This window comes from Nocardioides sp. S5, from assembly GCF_017310035.1.
In the GTDB taxonomy this organism is placed as follows: Bacteria; Actinomycetota; Actinomycetes; order Propionibacteriales; family Nocardioidaceae; genus Nocardioides.
Window position 1 is genome coordinate 4,623,000 of record NZ_CP022296.1, and the last position, 20,218, is coordinate 4,643,217.

Annotated in this window: 20 protein-coding genes; 9 read left to right on the top strand and 11 right to left on the bottom strand. The window is 72.6% G+C overall.

Features of this window, described 5'->3' with window-relative positions; all coding sequences use genetic code 11:
• Nucleotides 1-9: 9 nt before the first annotated feature.
• On the bottom strand, nt 10-270 hold the full coding sequence (locus CFI00_RS22765; RefSeq protein WP_242532585.1) for a hypothetical protein: 261 nt from the start codon (nt 268-270) through the stop codon (nt 10-12).
• Nucleotides 271-516: 246 nt separating this feature from the next.
• On the opposite strand from CFI00_RS22765, the gene CFI00_RS23955 reads away from it, so the two are divergent.
• Nucleotides 517-642: a hypothetical protein gene (locus CFI00_RS23955; RefSeq protein WP_277988333.1), complete on the top strand. Its 126-nt coding sequence runs from the start codon at nt 517-519 to the stop codon at nt 640-642.
• Nucleotides 643-809: 167 nt separating this feature from the next.
• Entirely contained in the window at nt 810-1,379 is a 570-nt protein-coding gene (locus CFI00_RS22770; RefSeq protein ID WP_207083209.1) for a YceI family protein, read from the top strand.
• 134 nt (nt 1,380-1,513) lie between these two features.
• Here CFI00_RS22770 and CFI00_RS22775 read toward each other — a convergent pair whose 3' ends face one another.
• Nucleotides 1,514-3,250: a DEAD/DEAH box helicase gene (locus CFI00_RS22775; protein ID WP_207083210.1), complete on the bottom strand. Its 1,737-nt coding sequence runs from the start codon at nt 3,248-3,250 to the stop codon at nt 1,514-1,516.
• 106 nt (nt 3,251-3,356) lie between these two features.
• On the opposite strand from CFI00_RS22775, the gene CFI00_RS22780 reads away from it, so the two are divergent.
• The 3 genes from CFI00_RS22780 (at nt 3,357) to CFI00_RS22790 (ending at nt 6,296) form a co-directional block, all read left to right on the top strand.
• The gene (locus tag CFI00_RS22780) at nt 3,357-4,322 is read left to right on the top strand and encodes a GNAT family N-acetyltransferase (protein ID WP_207083211.1); all 966 of its coding nucleotides are present in this window, start codon (nt 3,357-3,359) and stop codon (nt 4,320-4,322) included.
• A gap of 191 nt (nt 4,323-4,513) precedes the next feature.
• Nucleotides 4,514-5,329, top strand: a complete 816-nt coding sequence (locus CFI00_RS22785; protein ID WP_242532586.1) for a response regulator transcription factor — start codon at nt 4,514-4,516, stop codon at nt 5,327-5,329.
• A 166-nt stretch (nt 5,330-5,495) separates the two neighbouring features.
• Nucleotides 5,496-6,296 carry a response regulator transcription factor gene (locus tag CFI00_RS22790; protein WP_242532587.1) on the top strand — a complete coding sequence of 267 codons (801 nt, stop codon included), beginning with the start codon at nt 5,496-5,498 and terminating at the stop codon, nt 6,294-6,296.
• Nucleotides 6,297-6,365: 69 nt separating this feature from the next.
• Here the strand turns inward: CFI00_RS22790 and CFI00_RS22795 are convergent, their stop codons facing one another.
• The 4 genes from CFI00_RS22795 to CFI00_RS22810 form a co-directional block, all read right to left on the bottom strand.
• Nucleotides 6,366-9,446, bottom strand: a complete 3,081-nt coding sequence (locus CFI00_RS22795; RefSeq protein WP_207083213.1) for an FtsX-like permease family protein — start codon at nt 9,444-9,446, stop codon at nt 6,366-6,368.
• 64 nt (nt 9,447-9,510) lie between these two features.
• Nucleotides 9,511-11,808 (bottom strand): hypothetical protein, encoded by a 2,298-nt coding sequence (locus CFI00_RS22800; RefSeq protein ID WP_207083214.1) that lies wholly within the window; start codon nt 11,806-11,808, stop codon nt 9,511-9,513.
• Nucleotides 11,809-11,864: 56 nt separating this feature from the next.
• Nucleotides 11,865-12,506, bottom strand: coding sequence for an ATP-binding cassette domain-containing protein (locus tag CFI00_RS22805; protein ID WP_207083215.1), 642 nt, complete (start codon nt 12,504-12,506; stop codon nt 11,865-11,867).
• Nucleotides 12,503-13,390, bottom strand: coding sequence for an ABC transporter ATP-binding protein (locus CFI00_RS22810; protein WP_242532588.1), 888 nt, complete (start codon nt 13,388-13,390; stop codon nt 12,503-12,505). Before CFI00_RS22810 ends, CFI00_RS22805 begins: the two co-directional genes overlap by 4 nt.
• 61 nt (nt 13,391-13,451) lie before the next feature.
• Between CFI00_RS22810 and CFI00_RS22815 the strand changes: the two genes are divergently transcribed.
• From CFI00_RS22815 to CFI00_RS23770, 3 genes are all read left to right on the top strand, one after another.
• On the top strand, nt 13,452-14,102 hold the full coding sequence (locus tag CFI00_RS22815) for a response regulator transcription factor (protein ID WP_207083217.1): 651 nt from the start codon (nt 13,452-13,454) through the stop codon (nt 14,100-14,102).
• Between the two features lie 134 nt (nt 14,103-14,236).
• Nucleotides 14,237-15,733 (top strand): SDR family NAD(P)-dependent oxidoreductase, encoded by a 1,497-nt coding sequence (locus CFI00_RS22820; protein WP_207083218.1) that lies wholly within the window; start codon nt 14,237-14,239, stop codon nt 15,731-15,733.
• Nucleotides 15,730-16,389: a hypothetical protein gene (locus CFI00_RS23770; protein WP_242532589.1), complete on the top strand. Its 660-nt coding sequence runs from the start codon at nt 15,730-15,732 to the stop codon at nt 16,387-16,389. Before CFI00_RS22820 ends, CFI00_RS23770 begins: the two co-directional genes overlap by 4 nt.
• Nucleotides 16,390-16,403: 14 nt before the next feature.
• On the opposite strand, the gene CFI00_RS23960 is transcribed toward CFI00_RS23770, so the two are convergent.
• A complete protein-coding gene (locus CFI00_RS23960; RefSeq protein WP_277988334.1) occupies nt 16,404-16,526 on the bottom strand; it encodes a hypothetical protein in 123 nt (40 codons plus the stop codon).
• Nucleotides 16,527-17,479: 953 nt separating this feature from the next.
• On the bottom strand, nt 17,480-17,905 hold the full coding sequence (locus CFI00_RS22830; RefSeq protein WP_207083220.1) for a VOC family protein: 426 nt from the start codon (nt 17,903-17,905) through the stop codon (nt 17,480-17,482).
• Between CFI00_RS22830 and CFI00_RS22835 the strand changes: the two genes are divergently transcribed.
• Nucleotides 17,895-18,140 (top strand): hypothetical protein, encoded by a 246-nt coding sequence (locus CFI00_RS22835; RefSeq protein ID WP_207083221.1) that lies wholly within the window; start codon nt 17,895-17,897, stop codon nt 18,138-18,140. The genes CFI00_RS22830 and CFI00_RS22835 overlap by 11 nt on opposite strands.
• Nucleotides 18,141-18,150: 10 nt before the next feature.
• Here the strand turns inward: CFI00_RS22835 and CFI00_RS22840 are convergent, their stop codons facing one another.
• The 3 genes from CFI00_RS22840 to CFI00_RS22850 all read right to left on the bottom strand — a co-directional run bounded on the left by CFI00_RS22840 (nt 18,151) and on the right by CFI00_RS22850 (nt 20,158).
• On the bottom strand, nt 18,151-18,567 hold the full coding sequence (locus CFI00_RS22840) for a PRC-barrel domain-containing protein (protein WP_207083222.1): 417 nt from the start codon (nt 18,565-18,567) through the stop codon (nt 18,151-18,153).
• A 122-nt stretch (nt 18,568-18,689) separates the two neighbouring features.
• On the bottom strand, nt 18,690-19,493 hold the full coding sequence (locus CFI00_RS22845) for a hypothetical protein (protein WP_207083223.1): 804 nt from the start codon (nt 19,491-19,493) through the stop codon (nt 18,690-18,692).
• Entirely contained in the window at nt 19,490-20,158 is a 669-nt protein-coding gene (locus CFI00_RS22850; RefSeq protein WP_207083224.1) for an FMN reductase, read from the bottom strand. Before CFI00_RS22850 ends, CFI00_RS22845 begins: the two co-directional genes overlap by 4 nt.
• Nucleotides 20,159-20,218 lie beyond the last annotated feature (60 nt).

Consider the following 20,218-nt stretch of genomic DNA (forward strand, 5'->3'; position numbering starts at 1 on the left):
TGTCTCTTCCTATCCATAGATCATGCGGCGCAGCTGGCGCTCGGAGAGCTGTGGTGCTGCGACGACGCGGTCGGCGAGCTCCACGGCGATGCGCGTGAAGATCTCGGGGTTCCTGGCTCCGTACGCCTTGAGGTGGGCGTGCCGCTCCCGGACGTATGCCTCCACCGGCTGGGCGTGGAAGGCGATCACGTCCTCGATCACCCGCGCGGCCTCCGACGCCGAGAGCGACGTGGTGGCGACGACGTGGGAGACGAGGGCAGGGTCGGGCACCCCCCGATCGTGGATCCAGGCGATCAGAATGGCAACTTCCTGCCCGAAATCGGGCAGGAAGTGTGTCAACGGGCGTACGGGGTCGTCGTCGGCGCCGCCCCACCCGCCCCAGGTGGGGCCAGATAGTGCGCCGCGCCGCGTCGAGGCTGCCCTGGTGGGGGCGCGGGGACGATCGTGAGCGAAAAGGTGGTGCGCGAGTGGGGACGTGCTATCTTGGGTGAACAGAAAGTGAACGGGAGGTGTCACATGAGCAAGCACTCGATGACCGGAGCTCCGGTCTGCACGTGGGTGAGCGTCATCGACGCGTCGGGGCGCACCCACCTGGAGGCCCGCTGGTCGGTTGCTCCGACGGCCCAGGCCGCCGCTGCCTGACCCCGCTCCCCGCACGAGCCACGCCCCCTTGCAGGGGCGTGGCTCGACGCATTTCGGGGGCGCCGCCGAAATTCCCCGGCCGATCGGGAATGAAGCCCGAAGGCGTCCGGTTATGATGGTTGAAAGTTCTACCAACCACCTCGCACCACACCCAGGAGCCCTCTGCCATGACCACCGGATTCGACGCCCCCACCACCGCCATCGACGACATCAGCGGCGACTACACCCTCGACGTGAGCCACAGCCGCCTCGGCTTCGTCGCCCGCCACGCCATGGTGACCAAGGTCCGCGGCCAGTTCGGCGCCTTCACCGGCACCGCCCACATCGACGAGGCCAACCCCTCGAGCTCCAAGGTCGACCTCTCCATCGACGTCACCTCGGTCGAGACCGGCAGCGCGGACCGCGACGGCCACCTCAAGTCCGGCGACTTCTTCGACACCGAGACCTACCCCAACATCACCTTCGTCTCCACCGACGTCGCGCGCTCCGGCAACGACTGGACGATCACCGGCGACCTCACGATCAAGGACGTGTCCAAGCCCGTCACGATCGAGTTCGAGCAGACCGGCTCCGCGCAGGACCCCTTCGGCAACGTCCGCGTCGGCTTCGAGGGCGAGACCACCATCAACCGCAAGGACTGGGGCCTCACCTGGAACGCCGCGCTCGAGACCGGCGGCGTCCTCGTCTCCGAGAAGATCAAGCTCGAGTTCGACATCTCGGCGATCCGCAACGCCTGATCCACGCCGACCGGGCACTTCGTGCCCGTGAAGCACGCCGACCGGGCACTTCGTTCTGAACGAAGTGCCCGGTCAGTGCATTTCAGCGCGAGGAAGTGCCCGGTCGGCGTCCGCCAGCGGCAGGAACCGCCCGGTCAGCGGGGGTTCTTGCCCTTGTAGCCGCCACCGCTGCTGCCGCCGCGGTGACCGCCGCCGGGACGGCCGCGGAACGGACCGTTGTCAGGCTTGATCTCGATCAGCTTGCCGGAGATCCGGGTGCTCTCGAGACGCTCGAGCGTGCCGGGGGGCAGGTCCGCAGGGAGCTCCACGACGGAGAAGTCCGGCTTGATCGAGATGTAGCCGAAGTCGCCGCGCGACAGGCCGCCCTCGTTGGCCAGCGCACCGACGATCTGGCGCGGCTCGACCTTGTGCCGCTTGCCGACCTCGATGCGGTACGCCGCCATCGGCGCGCCGCTGCGGGACTCGCGCGGCGCCCGGTCGGCCTTGCCGCCATGGGTCGGCCGCTCGTCGAAGCCGCGCGACGCACGCTCGGGCTCGGGCTCGAGCAGCAGCGGCTGCTCGCCGTGCATGACCGCGGCGAGCGCGGCAGCGACGTCCACCTCGGACACGTCGTGCTCGCTGACGTAGTGGGAGACCACGTCGCGGAAGAAGTCGATGCGCTCGGGCTGCGTCAGCGCCTGGGTGATCTGATCGTCGAAGCGCGAGAGCCGCGTGGCGTTGACGTCGTCGACCGTGGGCAGCTGCATCTGGGTGAGCGGCTGGCGGGTGGCCTTCTCGATCGCGCGCAGCAGGTGGCGCTCGCGCGGGGTGACGAAGGCGATCGAGTCACCGGTGCGCCCGGCACGACCCGTACGCCCGATGCGGTGGACGTAGGACTCGGTGTCGGTGGGGATGTCGTAGTTGACGACGTGGCTGATCCGCTCGACGTCGAGGCCGCGCGCGGCGACGTCGGTGGCGACGAGGATGTCGAGCTTTCCGGCCTTGAGCTGGTTGATCGTGCGCTCGCGCTGCACCTGGGCGACGTCACCGTTGATGGCCATCGCGGAGTAGCCGCGGGCGCGCAGCTTCTCGGCCAGCGTCTCGGTCTCGTTCTTGGTCCGGACGAAGACGATCATGCCCTCGAAGTTCTCGACCTCGAGGATGCGCGTGAGGGCGTCGACCTTCTGGGGGTAGGACACGATCAGGTAGCGCTGGGTGATCGAGGAGACCGTCGACGTCTTGTTCTTGACGGTGATCTCGACCGGGTCGGCGAGGTACTTCTTGGAGATGCGGCGGATCTGCGCCGGCATGGTGGCGGAGAACAGGGCCACGTGCTTGTCGGCGGGGGTGTCGGCGAGGATCGTCTCGACGTCCTCGGCGAAGCCCATCTTGAGCATCTCGTCGGCCTCGTCGAGGACGAGGAAGCGGAGCTCGGAGAGGTCGAGGGTGCCCTTCTCGAGGTGGTCCATGATGCGGCCGGGCGTGCCGACGACGACGTGCACGCCACGACGCAGCGCGGAGAGCTGGACGCCGTAGCCCTGGCCGCCGTAGATCGGCAGCACGCGCACGCCCTTCATGTGAGCGGCGTACTTCTCGAAGGCCTCGGACACCTGCAACGCGAGCTCGCGGGTCGGCGCGAGCACGAGGGCCTGCGGCGTCTTCTGCGAGAGGTCGAGCTGGGACAGGATCGGCAGCGCGAAGGCGGCCGTCTTGCCGGTGCCGGTCTGGGCGAGGCCGACGACGTGGCGGCCCTCGAGCAGCGGCGGGATGGTCTGAGCCTGGATCTGCGAGGGGGTCTCGTAGCCGACGTCCGTCAGCGCCTTGAGCACCGCGGGCGCGAGGCCGAGGTCGGAGAAGGTCTGCTGGGGGGCGTCGGTCTGGTCGTCACTCACCCGAACAAAGGTAGGGCCTCAGGCGTGAATCGGACATTCCCCACCAGGTCCGGAGGGCGCGGATAAGCGCACGACAGGCCGCCACGTGAGGCAGCACACTTGCTCCATGCCCGAGCAGCCCCGTCCCGACCCGTCGCCGACCACCCTGCCCGACCTCCCCCAGGGCCTCACCACCCGGCCCCTGCAGAAGACCGACGCCCGTGCCGTCCACCTCCTCATGGCCGCGCAGGAGATGGCCGACATCGGCGAGGTGGCGATCGAGGAGGCCGACATCGTCAGTGACTGGGCCCGCCCCAGCCACGACCTCGCCGCGCGCTCGGTGGGCGTCCTCGACGGCGAGGAGCTGGTGGCGTACGCCGAGCTGATGGGCGTCGACCGCGCCGACACCGCGGTCGCCCCGTCCCACCGCGGGCGCGGCATCGGCACCTGGCTGGCCCTCTGGCTCCAGGACCTCGGCCGCCGGGTCGGCTCGCCGGTCATCGGGATGCCCGTGCCGCAGGGATCCCCGGGCGACCGCCTCCTGGAGCAGCTCGGCTACCGGGTGCGCTGGACCAGCTGGGTGCTCAGGCTCCCCGAGGGCGCGACCATCCCCGAGCGCGAGCTGCCGGCCGACCACGTCGTACGCACGGCACGGCCCGACGAGCTGCGGGCCGTCCACGACGTGCTCGAGGACGCCTTCCTCGAGTGGTCGGTGCGCGAGCGGGAGGCCTTCGAGGACTTCGAGGCCGCGACCACCGGGCGCCCGGGGTTCGAGCCGTGGAACCTGCGTGTCGCGGTGGACCCCGCGGGCACCGTGGTCGGCGTCTCGCTCGTGCTGGTGTCCGACAACGGCACGACCGGCTACGTCGACCGCCTCGCCGTACGCCGTGACCAGCGGGGCCGCGGCCTGGCGCAGGCGCTGCTCGTGGACTCCTTCGCCCAGGCCCGCGCGCACGGCACCACGACGTCCGAGCTGAGCACCGACTCGCGCACCGGAGCGCTCGGCCTCTACGAAAGGGTGGGCATGGTGACGACCGGCATCTGGGTCAATCGCGCGGTCGACCTCGACCCCACCACGGAAATCGCACGCTGAGTCAGCGCGGGCAAAAGATTCCGTCAAATGCACTGGTCTAGACACGCGTCCACAGCACAGCAACTATCGCGCCATTGACTGTTCGTAGCCCGTACCATCGATCAACGTCGCCGAGGCGACGCCATTGCAGGGACGTGGGGTCCCTGCTGTGAGCTCATGGTGGGGGTTTCAACGTGCAAGATCTTCATGCATTGGTCGTCGAGGACGATCCAGACATCTCGTCCGCGCTCGTCGAGACGCTCGAGGGAGCCGGCTTCCGGGTCACCTCGGCGCGCGACGGACGGCAGGCGGTGGAAGTCGCGGCAGGCGATCCACCTGACCTGGTCACGCTCGACCTGACGCTGCCGCACATGGACGGCATCGAGGTCTGCCGCCGCATCCGGGAGAGCAGCGACTGCTACATCGTGATCGTGTCCGCGCGGTCCGACGAGGTGGACAGGCTGATCGGCCTGGAGGTCGGCGCCGACGACTTCGTGCTCAAGCCGTTCTCACCGCGCGAGCTGCGGGCCCGGGTGGCGGCACTGTTCCGCCGTCCCCGATCGGCCGGGACCACCGACGACGCTGCGGCGTCCACGGCCCTCCACGTGCCGAGCCCCTCGCAGCCCGCCGACGAGCCGAGCACGATCTCGGCCGGAGCCGGCCTGGTCATCAACTCCGCGCGCCGCGAGGTGCAGGTCGACGGCGCGATCGTCGACCTGACCCGCATCGAGTACGACGTCCTGGAGTACCTCGCCACGCACCTCTCCCGGGTCTGCACCCGCGAGGAGATGGTCCTGGCGATCTGGAGCAGCGCGCTCACCCACGACCACCACCTGGTGGACGTGCACGTGGCCAACCTGCGCGGCAAGCTGCGCCGGCACTCCGACGCCACCTGGATCCACACGATCCGTGGCATCGGCTACCGGATGGACCGCGAGGGCAGCCAGGAGGACCGGCGCGCAGGCGGCGGCCCCTACCTGGTGGCCCGCATCGACTCGGAGGACTGGGCCCGGGGCCTGGACTTCTGAGGGACGCCCCCCCCGGGGCACCGGGATTGCGCGAAGCAGACACCCTCCGAGCCGCTGCCGCCTACGATCGGTAGCGGCTCGGAGTCGTCTGCCCGCCCCGGCTCGACGCGTGGGTCTGCCCCGTACGTTTCCGGGTAGATGATTTCTCAACTTGGGAGCAGTGCTGATGATGAAGGAACGGACCGCCGTGGTCGTCGAGGACGACCGCGACATCGGTGACGTCATCTCCAGCCTCCTGGACCAGGCCGGGTTCGACGTCGCGGTCGCGCGCACCGGCGCCGATGCCCTGAACCTGATCCGCGAGCGCAAGCCCGACCTGGTCACCCTCGACCTCTCGCTGCCCGACATCGACGGCGTGGAGGTCTGCCGGCAGATCCGCGTCGTGAGCGACTGCTACGTCATCGTGATCAGCGCCCGCACCTCCGAGGTCGACCGGCTGATCGGCCTCGAGGTCGGCGCCGACGACTACCTCGTCAAGCCCTTCTCCATGCGCGAGCTGCAGGCACGCGTCGCCGCGCTCTTCCGGCGACCGCGCACCTCCGACCTCGTCTCGCCGGCGACGGCCGCGGCGACGGCCCAGGCGGCGGAGGCCGTGGCGCTCGCCGTCATGGACCCGGCGACCGACCCCGCCACCGGCGAGGCCTACCCGCCCACGCACCCCCTCGGCTGCGACGACCTGACGCTCAGGCCGGGCGCCCGCGAGGTCCTCGTCTCCGGCGAGGAGATCGACCTGACCCGCACCGAGTTCGACCTGCTGGCCCACCTGGTGCGCAACCCCGGAGTAGTCGTGGCGCGCGAGGACCTGATGCGCGCGGTGTGGGCCACCGAGTTCGTCCCGGACAGCACGCACGTCGTCGACGTGCACCTGGCCAACCTGCGCCGCAAGCTGCGCAAGGCCGCGTCCGGCAACGAGTGGATCCGCACCATCCGGGGCGTCGGCTTCCGCTACGACCCCTGCTGCCCCTGACGCCACCCTGACGCCACCTGACGCCCACCCGATGCGCGCCTGACGCCCACCTGACGCAGGAGCTCGGCGTCAGCGCGCCGACTCGCGCAGCGTCGCGCCGCGCGCACCGCGCACCGTCATCGACGCGCTGATGAGCGCGACGGCACCGAAGACCGCCGCCGCGAGGAGCGCGAGCACCACCAGCCGCAGCGGCGAGATGGCCGCGACCAGCGCAGGCGTCGTCGGGTCGTCGGCGTAGCCGAGGGTGATCGTGCGCAGCACCACCCACTGCGCCAGCGACCCCGCCAGGATGCCGGCGACCGCCGCGCTGCCGAGGACCACGGCGAGCTCGCGCACCACCGCGACCATGACCGCACCGCGGGGTACGCCGACCACGCGCAGCGCCGCGGCGTCGCGGCGGCGGGCCGGGAGCTGCACGGCCGCGCTCACGAAGAGGCCGGCCAGCGCCATTACCAGCACCAGCGCGGCGACCACGCCGTAGAGGCGCAGCGCGAGGGCGTACGCGCTCTGGTCGAGCACCTGCCGCTCCTGCGCCAGGGTCGTGGCGACGCTGAGCCCCGCCTCGGAGAGCTGCTCGGTCACCGACGCCGGCGTGCCCTCGCGGGCCAGGACGCGGGTGGTGAAGAGGTTGTCGAAGACCGGGCGGTCGGTGATGAAGGAGGAGTAGTCGACCAGCAGGCCCGACGGTCCCGTGAAGGGCATGCCCTCCACGGCGCCGATGCCGCCGAGGGTGTCGACCGGGATCAGGCCGTAGCCCTCGTCGAGGCGGTCGAGGGCGCGCTGCTGCACACCGGGGCCGGCCAGCGCGGGCCGGTCGCGGGACAGGCCGCCGGAGGTGAGGCGGGCCATGCCGACGGACTCGCCGGTGTCGACGGCCATCTCCAGGGTGCCGTCGACCTCCTGCAGGTCGGTGATGGACGTCTTCACGGCCGCGTCGGGGGTGGCCCGCCAGCCGGCGCCCTCGATGCCGCCCTCGACGGGCGCCCCGTCGACCTCGATGCCGACCAGCCGCAGGGTGCCGGACATCCGGGTGTTGGTGCCGGCGCCGCCGCCGAGCGTCATCCCCTCGAGCGGGCAGCCCTCGGCGCACTGCGGGAGTCGCGCCGAGCGGGTGGTGACGCCCGCGGGGAAGGGACCGAGGTAGACCTTGAGCGGGACCCCGGCGCGGGTGCCGAACCGGACCTCGACCGACAGGTCGTCGTCCATGTCGGTCCGGTTGTCGACGGTGAGGCTGAGCCGCCGGCCCTCGACCGTCGGCACCAGGCCGTCGGGGGCGATCTGCTCGGCGACCTGCTCGACGTCGCGGCCCGGGCTCCAGGTCGGGGGCCAGGTCGCGACCCGCGCGAGCCGGCTGCTGTCGACGACGGAGAAGTTGGCGCCGGGGTTGGTGACGCTCGCCGCCGCCATGATCCACTCGCCCTCGGGGTCGATCCGGCGGGTGAGGTCGATCGCCTCCGACATGCTGAGGGTGGTGGACCAGGTGGTCTGGGCCGGCGAGGCGGTCGCGGCGACACTGGTGCGCCAGGTGGCCGCGGAGTCGTAGACGCCGGCACCGAAGACGGCCACCGCGATCGCGGCGGTGATCGGCAGGATCACCAGCGTGCCCTCCTGGCGGCGCGAGATCGCGCGCGAGGACACGAAGCCGCTGAGCGAGCGACCACGCGAGCGCCTGGTCCACCAGGTGGCGAGCACGGCGATGAGCTTCGTCGCGGCCAGGCCCGCGACCACCGCGAGCAGCACCGGCAGGACCAGATCGGTGGCGTCGGGCTCGCCGGGCCCGCTCGCCGACAGCTTGCTGGCCAGCGTCGCGACGGCGAGGGCGACGAGGGTGAGCTGGGCGATGACCGACCAGCGGCGCGCGGCGACCGGACGGCGTACGCCGCTGAGCTGGGAGGCAAGCGACTCGCGCACCACCAGGCCCACTGCGACGCACGCGACGGCGAAGGACGCGAGCAGCACCAGGCCGGCCGCGACCCAGCTCGCCGCCGGGAGCGGCAACGGCAGCCCCGGCACCAGCCAGCTGCGCACGAGCACCACCGACAGCCCGAGGCCGAAGGCGATGCCGAGCGGCGTGGCGAGCAGGAGCAGGGTGAGCGGCTCGGCCAGGCCCAGGCCCCACAGCTTGCGGGCCGTGACACCGCGCAGGGAGGCGAGCGCGAGCTCGGGGACGCGCAGCTCGCTCGCGGCGTTGAGCAGGCGCATCAGCAGCGCGAGCGCGACGAGGACCAGGGACAGCACCGCCGGTGCGATCGAGCTGCGGGCGGTGGACTGCTGGAAGCGGACCTCCCCGACGACGTCGGCGAGCGAGTTGGTGTCGTCGGCGCGCAGCGTGCCGCCCTCGACCTCGACGTCGGTGTCCGGCGGCACGGCACCGGCTGCGGCGGCGGCCTCGTCGAGCTCGGCCGGTGTCAGGTCGGCCGGCACGTCGAGACGCGTGTCGACGCGGACCGTCCACGCGCCGACCGCGGTGACGGTGTCGTCGGTGGTGATGAGGGGGGCGGGGGCGTAGGGCTGGTAGCCCCCGCGGATGCTCTCCTGCTCGTTGGTGCTGGTCAGCCGGCCGGGGATCAGCCAGTCGGCACCCGTGCTCGGGGTGTCGTAGGTGCCGACCACGACGACTTCCTCGAGGCCCGGGCGCGGGAGGTCGAGGGCAGCGACGCCGGGGGTCTCGAAGATGGCGAGCGGGAGCGGGCGACCGATCTCGGCGCCGGTCTTCTCGACATCGGCGGCGAGCATCAGCACCTCGCCCTGCCGCTCGGGGCAGCGCCCCTCCACCTCGAGGACCTCGCACGCGTCGGCGCGTGACCAGAAGGTCACCACGCCGCGCAGCGCGCTGAACCGCTCGGACTGCGCCGTCACCACCGGCTCCTGCCAGGGCCCGGTCGTCAGCGCGTCGGACGCCGCGACCGCGTCTCGCTCGGCCTGCTCGATCGCGACCCCGGAGTCGGGGGTGTAGACGCGGCTCAGGCCGGTGAGACCGGGCGGCGACTCCTGGAGGCGGGTGACGACGTAGGAGTTGGTGACGGCCTCGGAGAAGACCGGCCCGAGCACCGCCGAGCCGATCGCGAGGGCCGTCAGCAGCACCGAGCCCGCCGAGAGCAGGGCCCGCGACCGCAGGCCGCGCACGATGGCGCCGAAGAGCTGGATCATCTCGGGGTCCCCTCGACGTTGTCCGGGGGAGCGGAGCGGAGGAGGAGAAGGTCGTGGGGTGCGGTCATCTCTCCTCCTCGCGCAGGAGGCTCGGCCGGGTCGTCGAGGCGCGGACCGCGCGGGCGCGGCCGCCGACCAGCACCACGGCGGCGGCTGCGAGGACCGCGGGGACCACCAGGGGCCACGCCTGCGGTGCGGTGTCGAGCGGGAGGCCGGCGACCGGCACGGCGAGCAGGGGCAGGCCGTCGAGGAGCAGGGTGACCGCCAGCCACCCACCGGCCACGACCACTGCCAGCACCAGGGCGGTGAGGCTGGCCAGCTCGGCACGGCCGGCGCGGCGGGCGGTGCCGGTGGAGACGCCGAGCACGCGCAGGGACGCCACGTCGCGGCGGTAGTCGCGCAGGTGCCGGGTCACGCCCGCGCCCAGCGCGAGCAGCGCCACGAGCGCGCACGCGAGGGCCGTGAGGGCGTACGCCACGGACTGGGCGCCCCCGAAGCGCGCGCCGAGCGAGTCGCGCACGCTCGCCCGCGAGCGCCACGTCGCGCCGGTGGCGTCGGCCACCTCGTCGAGGACCGCCTGCGGGGTGTCGGAATCGGCCACGACCTGCACCTCCGCCGAGGGCACGGTCGGCCCGGAGCCCGCGGCCGAGGTGCGGATGTCGGCGAGGACGCCCACAGACCCCAGCAGCGGCAGGGAGTCGGCGACCCCGACGACCTCGGTGGTCCGGTCGTCGCCACCGAGGTCGAGCGCGACCGGCTCGTCCTGGTCGGCCACCAGGACAGGGACCGTGGCCTCACCGCGGTCCTGCTCGAGCCTCAGCGCGACCGCCGGCAGCAGGGCCACCTGGAGGCCGTCGGGGCGGTTGACCACGAAGGACGTGGGCGGCTGGTAGTTGCGGAAGAAGTTGCTGTTGAGCGCGGACTCCACCGAGCTCGGGTCGGGCAGCCAGGGCTGGGCGAGCAGGTCCGCACTGCCGAGCTCGAGCGTCTCGAGGAGCACCTCGAAGTCACTGCCGTCGATCAGGCCCCGGCTGTCGCGCGAGACGTCGAGGCCGGTGATCGCGCACCCGTCGGCGCACTCCGGCACGCGGACCGAGCGGCGCACCCGGGAGCCGTCGGCCGGGACCTCGAGGCGCAGGACGGTGGCGCCGGACTGGTTGGCCGAGGTGACGAAGGCCAGGGTCAGCTCGAGACCGCCGCCACCGGCGGTGACGACCTGGCCGGTCGGGCCCCGCTGGGTCCGCAGCGCCGGGACCGTGAGCCCCACCGCGGTCACGCTGAGGCGATCGCCCCGCACCTGCACCGGCGCGATGTCGGTGTCGATCGATGGCACGGCGTCCGAGGCGGCGGCCGCGGGGGTGCCGTCGTAGAAGTCGGCCACCACGGCGTCCCAGCGCCCCGCGTCGACGTACGCCCTGCGCTCGCCCAGACGCGTCTCGTTGCGCACGACCGCGGTGGCGATCAGGTGCTCGCTCTCGGGGTCGACGCGCTCGGTGAGGTCGACGGCGCCCAGGGCACCGAGCTCGGTGACGTCGATGGTGCGGGCGCCCGGGACCTCCACGGCGGCCTGCTCGCCGGTCCAGCCGTCGACGGCCACCGCCCCGCTCAGGGCGAGCGAGCCGACGACCGCTGCCGCGACGACGAGACGGACCGGGGTGACGAGGTCGTCGGCGCGGGCCAGGCGGCGGGCGGCGAGGAAGGCGCCGAGGCCGCGCTTCTCGGTGGCGGGCGTCAGCGCACGGGCGAGGATCCGGACGACCCAGATCGCCACCTGACCCAGCGCCAGACCGACGAGGGCAGGCCCGAGGAGGACGACGAGGTCCGGCTCGCCGGCCGCCTCGCGGCTGCGGTAGGCCGCGACGCCAGCGCCGACGAGCACCAGCACGCTGAGGAAGATCGCGAGGGTGGTGGCGCGCCGGGGACGGCGACGCGCGGAGACCTGGACCGCCAGCGGCTCGCGCAGCGCGGCCGCTGCGGAGAAGCCGACGATCAGGAGGCCGGCACCGGCGATGCCGGCGGCGGCGAGCACGGCCGTACGCCCCAGCGCGGGCGCGGCGTCGTCGAGCCACGTGCGGGTGGCCAGCACCGTGCCGACCGCACCGAGGGCCACGCCGGTCCCGGCGCCGAGGAGGATCGCGAGCAGGGGCTCGACCAGCAGGAAGCGCCACAGCCGCAGGCCGTGGATCCCGCGCAGGCGGGCCAGCCCGATCTCCTCGCGCCGGGCCACCGCGAGCTCGGCGCCGATGCTCGGCACGGCCACCGCACCGAGGAGCAGGAGCGGCGCGGTGAGCCACGGCGAGGTGCCGGCGGCCGCGGCGAACTGCAGCACCACCACGGCTCCGCCGACGACGACCAGCGTCATCAGCACCAGGGTCGTCAGGGCACCCCGACGGCTCCAGGCCCCGCGGAGGACACGGCTCAACGGACGACCCGGCCCTCGTCGAGCGCGACGTGGAGGTCGCAGGCCTCGACCACGGCGGGGTCGTGGGTGGCCACCACGACGACGGCGCCGCGGGCGGCCTCCTCGCGCAGCTCGGCGAGCACGACACCCCGGTTGCCCTCGTCGAGCTCCGAGGTCGGCTCGTCGGCCAGCAGCACCTCGGCGCCGACGACGAACCCGCGGGCGCAGGCGACGCGCTGCATCTGCCCGCCCGACAGCTCCTCGACCTGGCGCTCACCGAGGTCGGCGATGCCGAAGCGGGCCAGTGCGGCCTCCGCGGCCTCGTCGGCGTCGGCGGGTGCGGTGCCGCGGGCGCGCAGCGCGATGGAGACGTTCTCGCGGGCCGAGAGGATGGGCACCAGGCCGTAGACCTGGAGCACGAACGCCACCTCGGGCAGCGGGTCGCCGCTGCCGGTCCACATCTCCTGCCCGGCGAGCCCGGCGGTTCCGGACGTCGGCTCGAGCAGCCCGCCGGCGATGGAGAGCAGGGTGGTCTTGCCGGAGCCGCTGGGCCCGGACAGGGCCGTCACCCGGCCGGCGGGGAAGGTGACGCTGACGTCGTCGAGGAGCGTACGGCCGTTGACGTAGGTGATGTGCTCGAGCACGAGGTCGCGCGTCATGACTGACTGCCTTCGCTGCTGGCGCGGGTCACGACGATCCGGCCCTCCTCGTCGTCCTCGAAGCGCACGAGCGTGCCGGGGGGCCACTCGGCGGCGATGTGCCCGGGCAGGTGCAGCACGCCGTCCTCGCCCACGACGGCGTACTCCGACCCGCCGTGGCCCTCAGCCCCGACGCGACCACCCTTCATCGTCACGGTGCGCGGGAAGGTCGCGGCGACCTCGGGCTGGTGGGTGACGACGACGATGGTGGTGCCGAAGTCGTCGCCGAGCGAGTGGATCAGGTGCAGCACGTGGTCGCGGTCGGCGTGGCTGAGCTGGCTGGTGGGCTCGTCGGCGAGCAGCAGCCGTGGAGCGGTGGAGACCGCGCAGGCCAGGGCCAGGCGCTGGCGCTGGCCGCCGGACATCGTGGAGACGACCTGGTCGGCCTGGTCGACGAGGCCGACGCGGTCGAGCAGCTCGACGTCGGCCAGCGCCCGGTCCCGGTCGCGACCGGCGAGGGAGAGCTGGGCGAAGGCGATGTTCTGCCGGGCGGTGGCGTAGGGCAGCAGGTTGCGGGTGGCGCCCTGGAGCATCGTGGAGACCTGGCGCGAGCGGATCCGGGCGAGGTAGCGCTCACCCATCCGCGACACCTCTTCCTCCCCGAGGAAGATCCGGCCCGCGCTGGGGCGCTGGATGCCGCCGAGCAGCGCCAGCAGCGTCGACTTGCCCGAGCCGCTGGGGCCGAGGAAGGCCACGCGCTCGCCGGGGCGGATGGTGAGGTCGACGCCGCGCAGGGCGACGACGTCGTGCCCGCCGAACGTCTTGTAGAGGTGGACGACGCCCTCGCAGCGGATGCCGAGGCCTCCCGTGCGGGTCTCCTCGACCGTGGCCGCGCTCTCCCGCACGTCTCCCCCATCTCTGCTGAACAACCGGATCAAGATACACAAACTGCCGTACGTTGAGCGCATGGTGATTCGAGTGGCGCTGGTCAACGACGACGAGGTCGTCGTGCGCGGCCTCGACGCGATGATGCGCAGCTACGGCCACCGGATCGAGGTCGTCGAGCTGGTCGCCGGCAAGCCCGTGGCGCAGCCCGTCGACGTCGCCCTCTACGACACCTTCGGGATGGGCCAGGGCAACGGCCCGGCCGTGCACCGGCTCGTCGAGAGCCCGCAGGTGCGCCAGGTCGCGGTCTACACCTGGAACTTCCAGCCCTGGCTGACCCGCGACACCCTCAACCAGGGGGTGCGGGGCTACCTCTCCAAGAGCCTGCCCGCCTCCCGCCTCGTCGACGCGATCTCCGCGATCTCCGCCGGGCAGGTCGTGGTGTCGCCCTCACGCGGCCGCTCCGCGCTCGTCGGCGGCGACTGGCCCGGTCGCGAGGAGGGGCTCACCGCCCGCGAGGCGGAGGTGCTCTCGCTCATCACGATGGGCCTGAGCAACCAGGAGATCGCCGAGCGCACGCTGCTCTCCCTGAACTCCATCAAGTCCTACATCCGCTCCGCCTACCGCAAGATCGACGTCGACTCGCGCTCCAAGGCCGTGCTCTGGGGTGTGGAGCACGGCATGCGCGCCGACCGGATGCGGATCAGCGGGTCGCCGGCACGCGAGGGCTGAGCCCGTCGGCTCTGTCCCCCGTCGCTTTCCCCGGGTACCCGGGGAAACTGGAGCCTCCCCCCCGAAACTTCGCACCGGAACCTCCAGAATCCCCGGATAGCCGGGGATCGCCCCGGCGCCCGTACGCTTCCCCGGTGGACCAGCAGCACCCCGGCATCGACCCCGACGACCTCGCGACGACCCTCCGGGTGCTGCAGACGCTCCACCACCTCCCCGGCGACCACCCCGACCACGTCACGGTCAAGCGCGCGGCGTCGCACATGTACAAGTCGATCAAGTCCGAGCGCAAGCTCGCCAAGCGCGCCGCAGAGCTCGCCCACGACCGCGAGGTCATCGAGAAGACCGCGACCGGGTCGGCGATGCGCATCGACGACGAGACCGCCGGCATCCCGCTCGTCTCGACGAGCGTCGGGGCGTTCGCCGGCGAGCTGATCAACCCGCGCGGCTGCTACATCTGCAAGCAGGACTTCACGCTGGTCGACGCGTTCTACCACTGGCTCTGCCCGACCTGCGCGGCGATGAGCCACGCCAAGCGCGACCAGCGCACCGACCTCACCGGCAGGCGCGCCCTGTTGACCGGCGGCCGCGCGAAGATCGGGATGTACATCGCGCTGCGCCTGCTGCGCGACGGCGCCCACACCACCATCACGACCCGCTTCCCCAAGGACGCGGTGCGGCGCTTCTCCGCGCTGCCCGACGCGGACGAGTGGATCCATCGGCTGAAGGTGGTCGGCATCGACCTGCGCGACCCCACCCAGGTCATCTCGCTGGCCGACGACGTCGCGGCCGCGGGCCCGCTCGACATCCTCATCAACAACGCCTGCCAGACCGTACGCCGCACGCCGGGCGCCTACGCCCCGCTGGTCCAGGCCGAGCAGCTCCCGCTGCCGGAGGACTCGGTCCCCGAGCTGGTGACCTTCGACCACATCTCCGAGGCGCACCCCGCCGCGATCGCGGGCGCGCTCACCGACACCGCGATCGCGCACCACGAGGGCGAGTCGACCGAGCACGCGATCGCTGCGCACAACGCCGCCACCCTCACCGCGCTGGCACTGAAGGCCGGGCACGCCTCGCTCGACGCGCACCTCGCCGGGACCGCCGTCGACGCGGGCGGCCTGCTTCCCGACGTGCAGGACAACAACTCGTGGACCCAGACGGTCGGTGAGGTCGACCCGCTGGAGCTCCTCGAGGTGCAGCTGTGCAACTCGATCGCCCCGTTCCTGCTGGTCTCGCGGCTGCGCCCGGCGATGGCGGCCGCCGCGACGACCGCCGCCTCGGGACGGGCGTACGTCGTCAACGTGTCGGCGATGGAGGGGCAGTTCTCCCGTCGCTACAAGGGCCCCGGCCACCCGCACACCAACATGGCCAAGGCCGCGCTCAACATGATGACGCGGACGAGCTCGGGCGAGATGTTCGAGACCGACCGGATCCTGATGACCGCGGTCGACACGGGCTGGATCACCGACGAGCGCCCGCACCACGAGAAGCTCCGCATCGCCGCCGAGGGCTGGCACGCGCCGCTCGACCTGGTCGACGGAGCGGCGCGCGTCTACGACCCGATCGTGCTGGGCGAGGCGGGCGAGGACCTGTACGGGTGCTTCGTGAAGGACTACAGACCCTCGCCCTGGTGAGTGACAGACTCGCGGCCATGCGCGCACTCGAGACCGCCGAGGACTTCCACGCACGCGTCGCCGCAGCGACCGACGCCGAGGGCCGGTTGCCGGTCGCCATCGAGGCGATGCCCGGCTGGGACATCTTCCCCTTCGAGCTCGAGGGGCTGCGCGTCAAGGCGCTCGAGCCGCTCGCCGACGCCGAGCCGCCGCGGGCGGGTGAGGACCCGGCCGACTGCTTCTGCCAGGAGCCGATGCCCGCCGACCGTGCCGCGCGGGTGGCCTGGCGCAACGAGCGGTGGCTGCTGGTGCTGCTCGACATGAAGCTGCCGGTCTCGTTCATCCTGCGGCCCGTCGCGCACCACGACATCGCCGACCTGCCCGACGACCTGGCCGCCGAGATGGGCGTCCTCACCGTCGCCATCACGCGGGCGGTGGAGGAGCTGCCGAGCGTCGGACGTTGCCACATCGGCCGCTACGGCGACGGCGGTGCGCACGCGCACCCGTTCTTCTTCGGCCGACCCGCGAGGATGCTGCAGCTGCGCGGCTCGTGCCTGCTGGACTGGGAGGAGAACCTGCCCGAGGTCCCCGAGGACGTACGCCTCGCCCACGGCGCCCACGTCGGGCGACGTCTTCTCGAACGCTTCGGCGGCACCGGTCCGGCCTGGGAGGCCTGAGGCGACCGCACGGCTCAGCTCTCGACCGGGGTCGCGTAGTAGTGCGTGGCGGGATCGGCACCCGCCCGGGAGATGCCCAGCTCGACGACGACGCGGCACCCCGCGTCGCCGAGGGCGATGCGTTCCTCGAGGAGCACGTCGCCCCTTCGTCGCTGTTGCGCGCCGCGATCCCACCGAAGACGCTCGACGTCATCCGGCACAGCGACGGCGCCTGCCGCACCGCCTCGCCGAAGGGACAGCGGTCGTTGACGAGGACGATCCTCTCCTCAGTGGCTTCGACGACGCGGAAACCGCCGTCGATGGCGTGCTTGAGGCGCACGTAGCACCGGCAGATCTCCTCGGGCGACATCCGACCCGTCACGGCCTCCGCCAGGCGGAACTCCGCCAGCATCCGGCCCCCCACGTCGGTGCCGACCTGGGCCACGGCGGCGTCCGCAGCGTCCTGGCCGTGCTGGACCTCGATGGTCTGCGCGAGCTGGACGACGAGCGCCCGCAGGAAGGACTCCTTGCCGAAACCACCCTGCGGGAGCGACTCCTCCGGCAGCGGCAGCGCACCGGCGCGCCGCCTGGGCGGGTCGTGGCTGACCGACGGCGGTCGGGTGACCGGCAGGGACACCGAGACGACCATGCCCTCGCCGGTCCTGGCGCGGCTGGTCAGGGTCGGCGCGAGCGCCCGCATGATCATCAGCCCGCGGCCGGACTCCGCCAGGGAGTCGAAGGGGTCGGCGTCCGGATCGGGCGACGGCTCCACCGCGCTGCTGAGGCTTGCCGGGTCGAACCCGGGTCCGAGGTCGTGGACCGTCAACAGGGGGAGCCGGTCACGCCAGTGCAGGGACACCCAGGCCGGGCCGGCGGTGTGGCGCACGGCGTTTCCCACTGCCTCCCCGATCAGGAGCTCTGCAGCGTCGAAGTCACTGCCGGGATCCCCGTGGCGACGCAGGTAGGTCACCAGCTCGCGACGCAGCGCAGGAAGGGCGTGCGCAGCTCCGGCCTCGACGTAGCAGTCCACCCGGTCAGTGTGCCTTCCGTCCGGTCGTGCGTGGCGCACCCGGACGGAGGTGGACACCCCGGATCGGCACGGAGCAGGAGCTCAGGAGCCACCGTCCCCGGCGATGTTGACCATCCACGGGATCCCGAACCGGTCGACGAGCATCCCGAACTCGTCACCCCAGGGCGCGGCCTCGAGCGGCTGGCGCACCTCGCCGCCCTCCGACAGCGCCGCGAACCACGACCGCAGCTGGTCGCCGTCCTCCGGGCCGCCGGACAGGCTCACCGACATGCTGTCGCCGAAGGTGACCTGCGCCATCTCCGGCGGCGCGTCGGCCCCCATCAGCACGAGCCCACCGGGCACCTCGAGCTGGCCGTGCATGACCTGACTGGCGAGCGGGCCCTCGGTGCCCATGTCCCCGAAGGTCATGATGCTCAGCTCGCCGCCCATCACCGACTGGTAGAGCTCCAGCGCCTCGCGCGCTCGCGCGTCGGAGAAGTTGAGGTAGGGGTTGAGGTTGATCGACATGCTCGGCTCCCGTTCGGCGTGGCAGTGGTCCTCCCAACCTAAGGACTCACCCCGTGGCCTCGGAAGAGTCACGCGCTCGTGCATCGCCCCGCCCGCATCGGGTACGGCGAGGACGAGCAAAGGAGGCGACGAGGCGACCCAGGCCGACGAGCCTGTCGGCGTCGAGATCGGCATGGACGGCGACGACGGGAGCACCTTCGAGCCGGAAGAGGATCCCGAGGGCAACGCCGGCTGACCCGTCAGCGTCAGCGCTCCCCCACGTTGCCGCCGGCGCCCTCGCCGGTCGACCAGGAGCCATCGGGCAGGCCCTCCCGGTTCTCGTGCCCGGTGCGCTGCGTGTAGTGCTCGGCGTGCAGCCCGCGCGCCTGGTCGTCCCAGCTGTCGTCGTCGTAGTCCGGCGCGTCCTTGACCTGGTCCTTGCTCACGTTGACGATCACCCGCCGGCCCTCGTGGTCCATCCCCACGACGGTGCCGGCCGGGATGACCCGCTTCTTGCCCAGGATCCAGAACCCGGTGTCGACGACCAGCCACGCGCCGTCGGTGTCGGCGGTCGCGCGGTCGACCTTGCCGAGCGAGCCGTCCTCACCCTCGACGTCGTACCCGACCAGGTCACGGTCCTCGGCCCACTCGCTGTCGCGGTAGCTCCAGATGGTGTCGCTCATGGCTGCCTCCTCCGTCCCGGCCGGGGTGCCGGGACTCCGACGCAACCACGGCCGCACAGGCGCTGCCACCTGCGTGGGGGTGGTCCGTCCGGACGGCGTCGGGGATGGGACGGCGTCGGCGATCAGGTCTTCAGCGACGCCCGCAGCGCGCGGGCCACGTCGCGCAGGTCGTCGGTGATCTCGGCGGCCGTCGCGATCGCACCGGCGCCCATGGCCGCGACGCACGCGCGGTCGGTGGCGGCCTCGAGCTCGTCACGCGCATCGGTGCCCAGCGGCGTGATCGCACCGTCGTCGTCGAGCCAGCCACGCCCGCGCAGCCGGTCGTGACCCGCGGCCCACTCGTCGTCGCTCCAGCCGCGGAGCGTCTGCTGCTGGGGGAAGGTGCGACCGGCCGCCACGTTGAGGACGTTGGCATCGACCCCACCGAGCCCCTCGGTGACGAGCACCGCGACGTGGCAGTCGCCGCGGAACTCGCGCACCACCGCGTCGGCCAGCCAGAACCGTCCGAGGTCGTCCGCGGGCGCCTCGAGCGAGGCGTGCGCCGCCGCCAGCGGCTTGCCGGCGAGGTCCAGCCCCTCGACGATCTCGGCGAGGGCGTCCGCCAGGGGCGCGACCTGGTCACCGCTGACCGCTCGGCCAAGGACGTCGGTCGCCAGCTCGAGTCGCGCCCGGTGCACCTCGTCCGGGGTCGCGAAGCCCCAGGCGTCGGGCAGCGCGCGGTGGACGAGGTGTGGGGCGAAGCCGTGGAACGTCGCCACGACGAGCTCCGGCGAGGCCGCCCCCATCGGCGCCGCCCGCGACGCGAAGTAGCCCATCCACGACCCCTTGAGGCCGATCGAGGCGTAGTGCCGGCCCGCTTCGGGGACGAGGTAGACGAAGTTGTTGAGCGTCTCCACCGACCGCCAGAACGGCGCCGGGACGCTCATCCGCGGTCCGAGCCGGAGTGTCCGCGCAGCAGGTCGCCGAAGGGCGTCACGTCGGCCTCGACCTGCGTGCCGGACGTACGCCGGGGGCGGGCGGCGAGGTCGGGCGCGAAGCCGCCGACGGCGTACTCCCCCTGGCTCAGCACCGCGGCGGCGAGCTGGGCCGCGGCGCGGGTGATCCGCTCGGCGAGCCCGTGGCTGCCGAAGTCCTCGGTGGCCGCGAAGACGCCGGTGGGTACGACGACCGCGCGGAGGTAGGCGAACAGCGGCCGCATCGCGTGGTCGAGGACCAGCGAGTGCCGGGCGGTCCCGGCGGTGGCGGCGATCAGCACGGGCGTACCGGTCAGCGAGTCGGGGTCGACGGCGTCGAAGAACATCTTGAACAACCCGCTGAAGCTGGCGTTGAAGACCGGCGTGACGGCGATCAGGCCGTCGGCAGCCGCGACCTGCTCGCGCAGCTCGGTGAGCCGTGGCGTCGGGATGCCGCCGGTGACCATGAACGTGGCCAGCTCACCGGCGACCTCGCGCAGCTCGACGAAGGACGTCTCCACCGACTCGCCCCGCGCGCTGACCTGCGTCGAGGTGGCCTCGGCGAGCTGGTCGGCGAGGAGCCGGGTGGACGACGGGACGGTGAGTCCCGCCGTCACCACGACGACCCGAGGACTCATGCGCGTACTCGCTTCGCTCCGTGCGCGCATGAGGCACGAGGGGCACTGTGTTGGATGATG

Coding starts and splice junctions, on each gene's coding strand:
- CFI00_RS22830 (WP_207083220.1), bottom strand. CDS start 17,905: ATGTCGATCAACCTCAACCCCTACCTCAACTTCTCCGACGCGCGAGCG.
- CFI00_RS22845 (WP_207083223.1), bottom strand. CDS start 19,493: ATGAGCGTCCCGGCGCCGTTCTGGCGGTCGGTGGAGACGCTCAACAAC.
- CFI00_RS22840 (WP_207083222.1), bottom strand. CDS start 18,567: ATGAGCGACACCATCTGGAGCTACCGCGACAGCGAGTGGGCCGAGGAC.
- CFI00_RS22850 (WP_207083224.1), bottom strand. CDS start 20,158: ATGAGTCCTCGGGTCGTCGTGGTGACGGCGGGACTCACCGTCCCGTCG.
- CFI00_RS23955 (WP_277988333.1), top strand. CDS start 517: ATGAGCAAGCACTCGATGACCGGAGCTCCGGTCTGCACGTGGGTGAGC.
- CFI00_RS22800 (WP_207083214.1), bottom strand. CDS start 11,808: ATGACGCTGGTCGTCGTCGGCGGAGCCGTGGTGGTGCTGCAGTTCGCC.
- CFI00_RS22805 (WP_207083215.1), bottom strand. CDS start 12,506: ATGACGCGCGACCTCGTGCTCGAGCACATCACCTACGTCAACGGCCGT.
- CFI00_RS22770 (WP_207083209.1), top strand. CDS start 810: ATGACCACCGGATTCGACGCCCCCACCACCGCCATCGACGACATCAGC.
- CFI00_RS22815 (WP_207083217.1), top strand. CDS start 13,452: ATGGTGATTCGAGTGGCGCTGGTCAACGACGACGAGGTCGTCGTGCGC.
- CFI00_RS22790 (WP_242532587.1), top strand. CDS start 5,496: ATGATGAAGGAACGGACCGCCGTGGTCGTCGAGGACGACCGCGACATC.
- CFI00_RS22795 (WP_207083213.1), bottom strand. CDS start 9,446: ATGATCCAGCTCTTCGGCGCCATCGTGCGCGGCCTGCGGTCGCGGGCC.
- CFI00_RS22780 (WP_207083211.1), top strand. CDS start 3,357: ATGCCCGAGCAGCCCCGTCCCGACCCGTCGCCGACCACCCTGCCCGAC.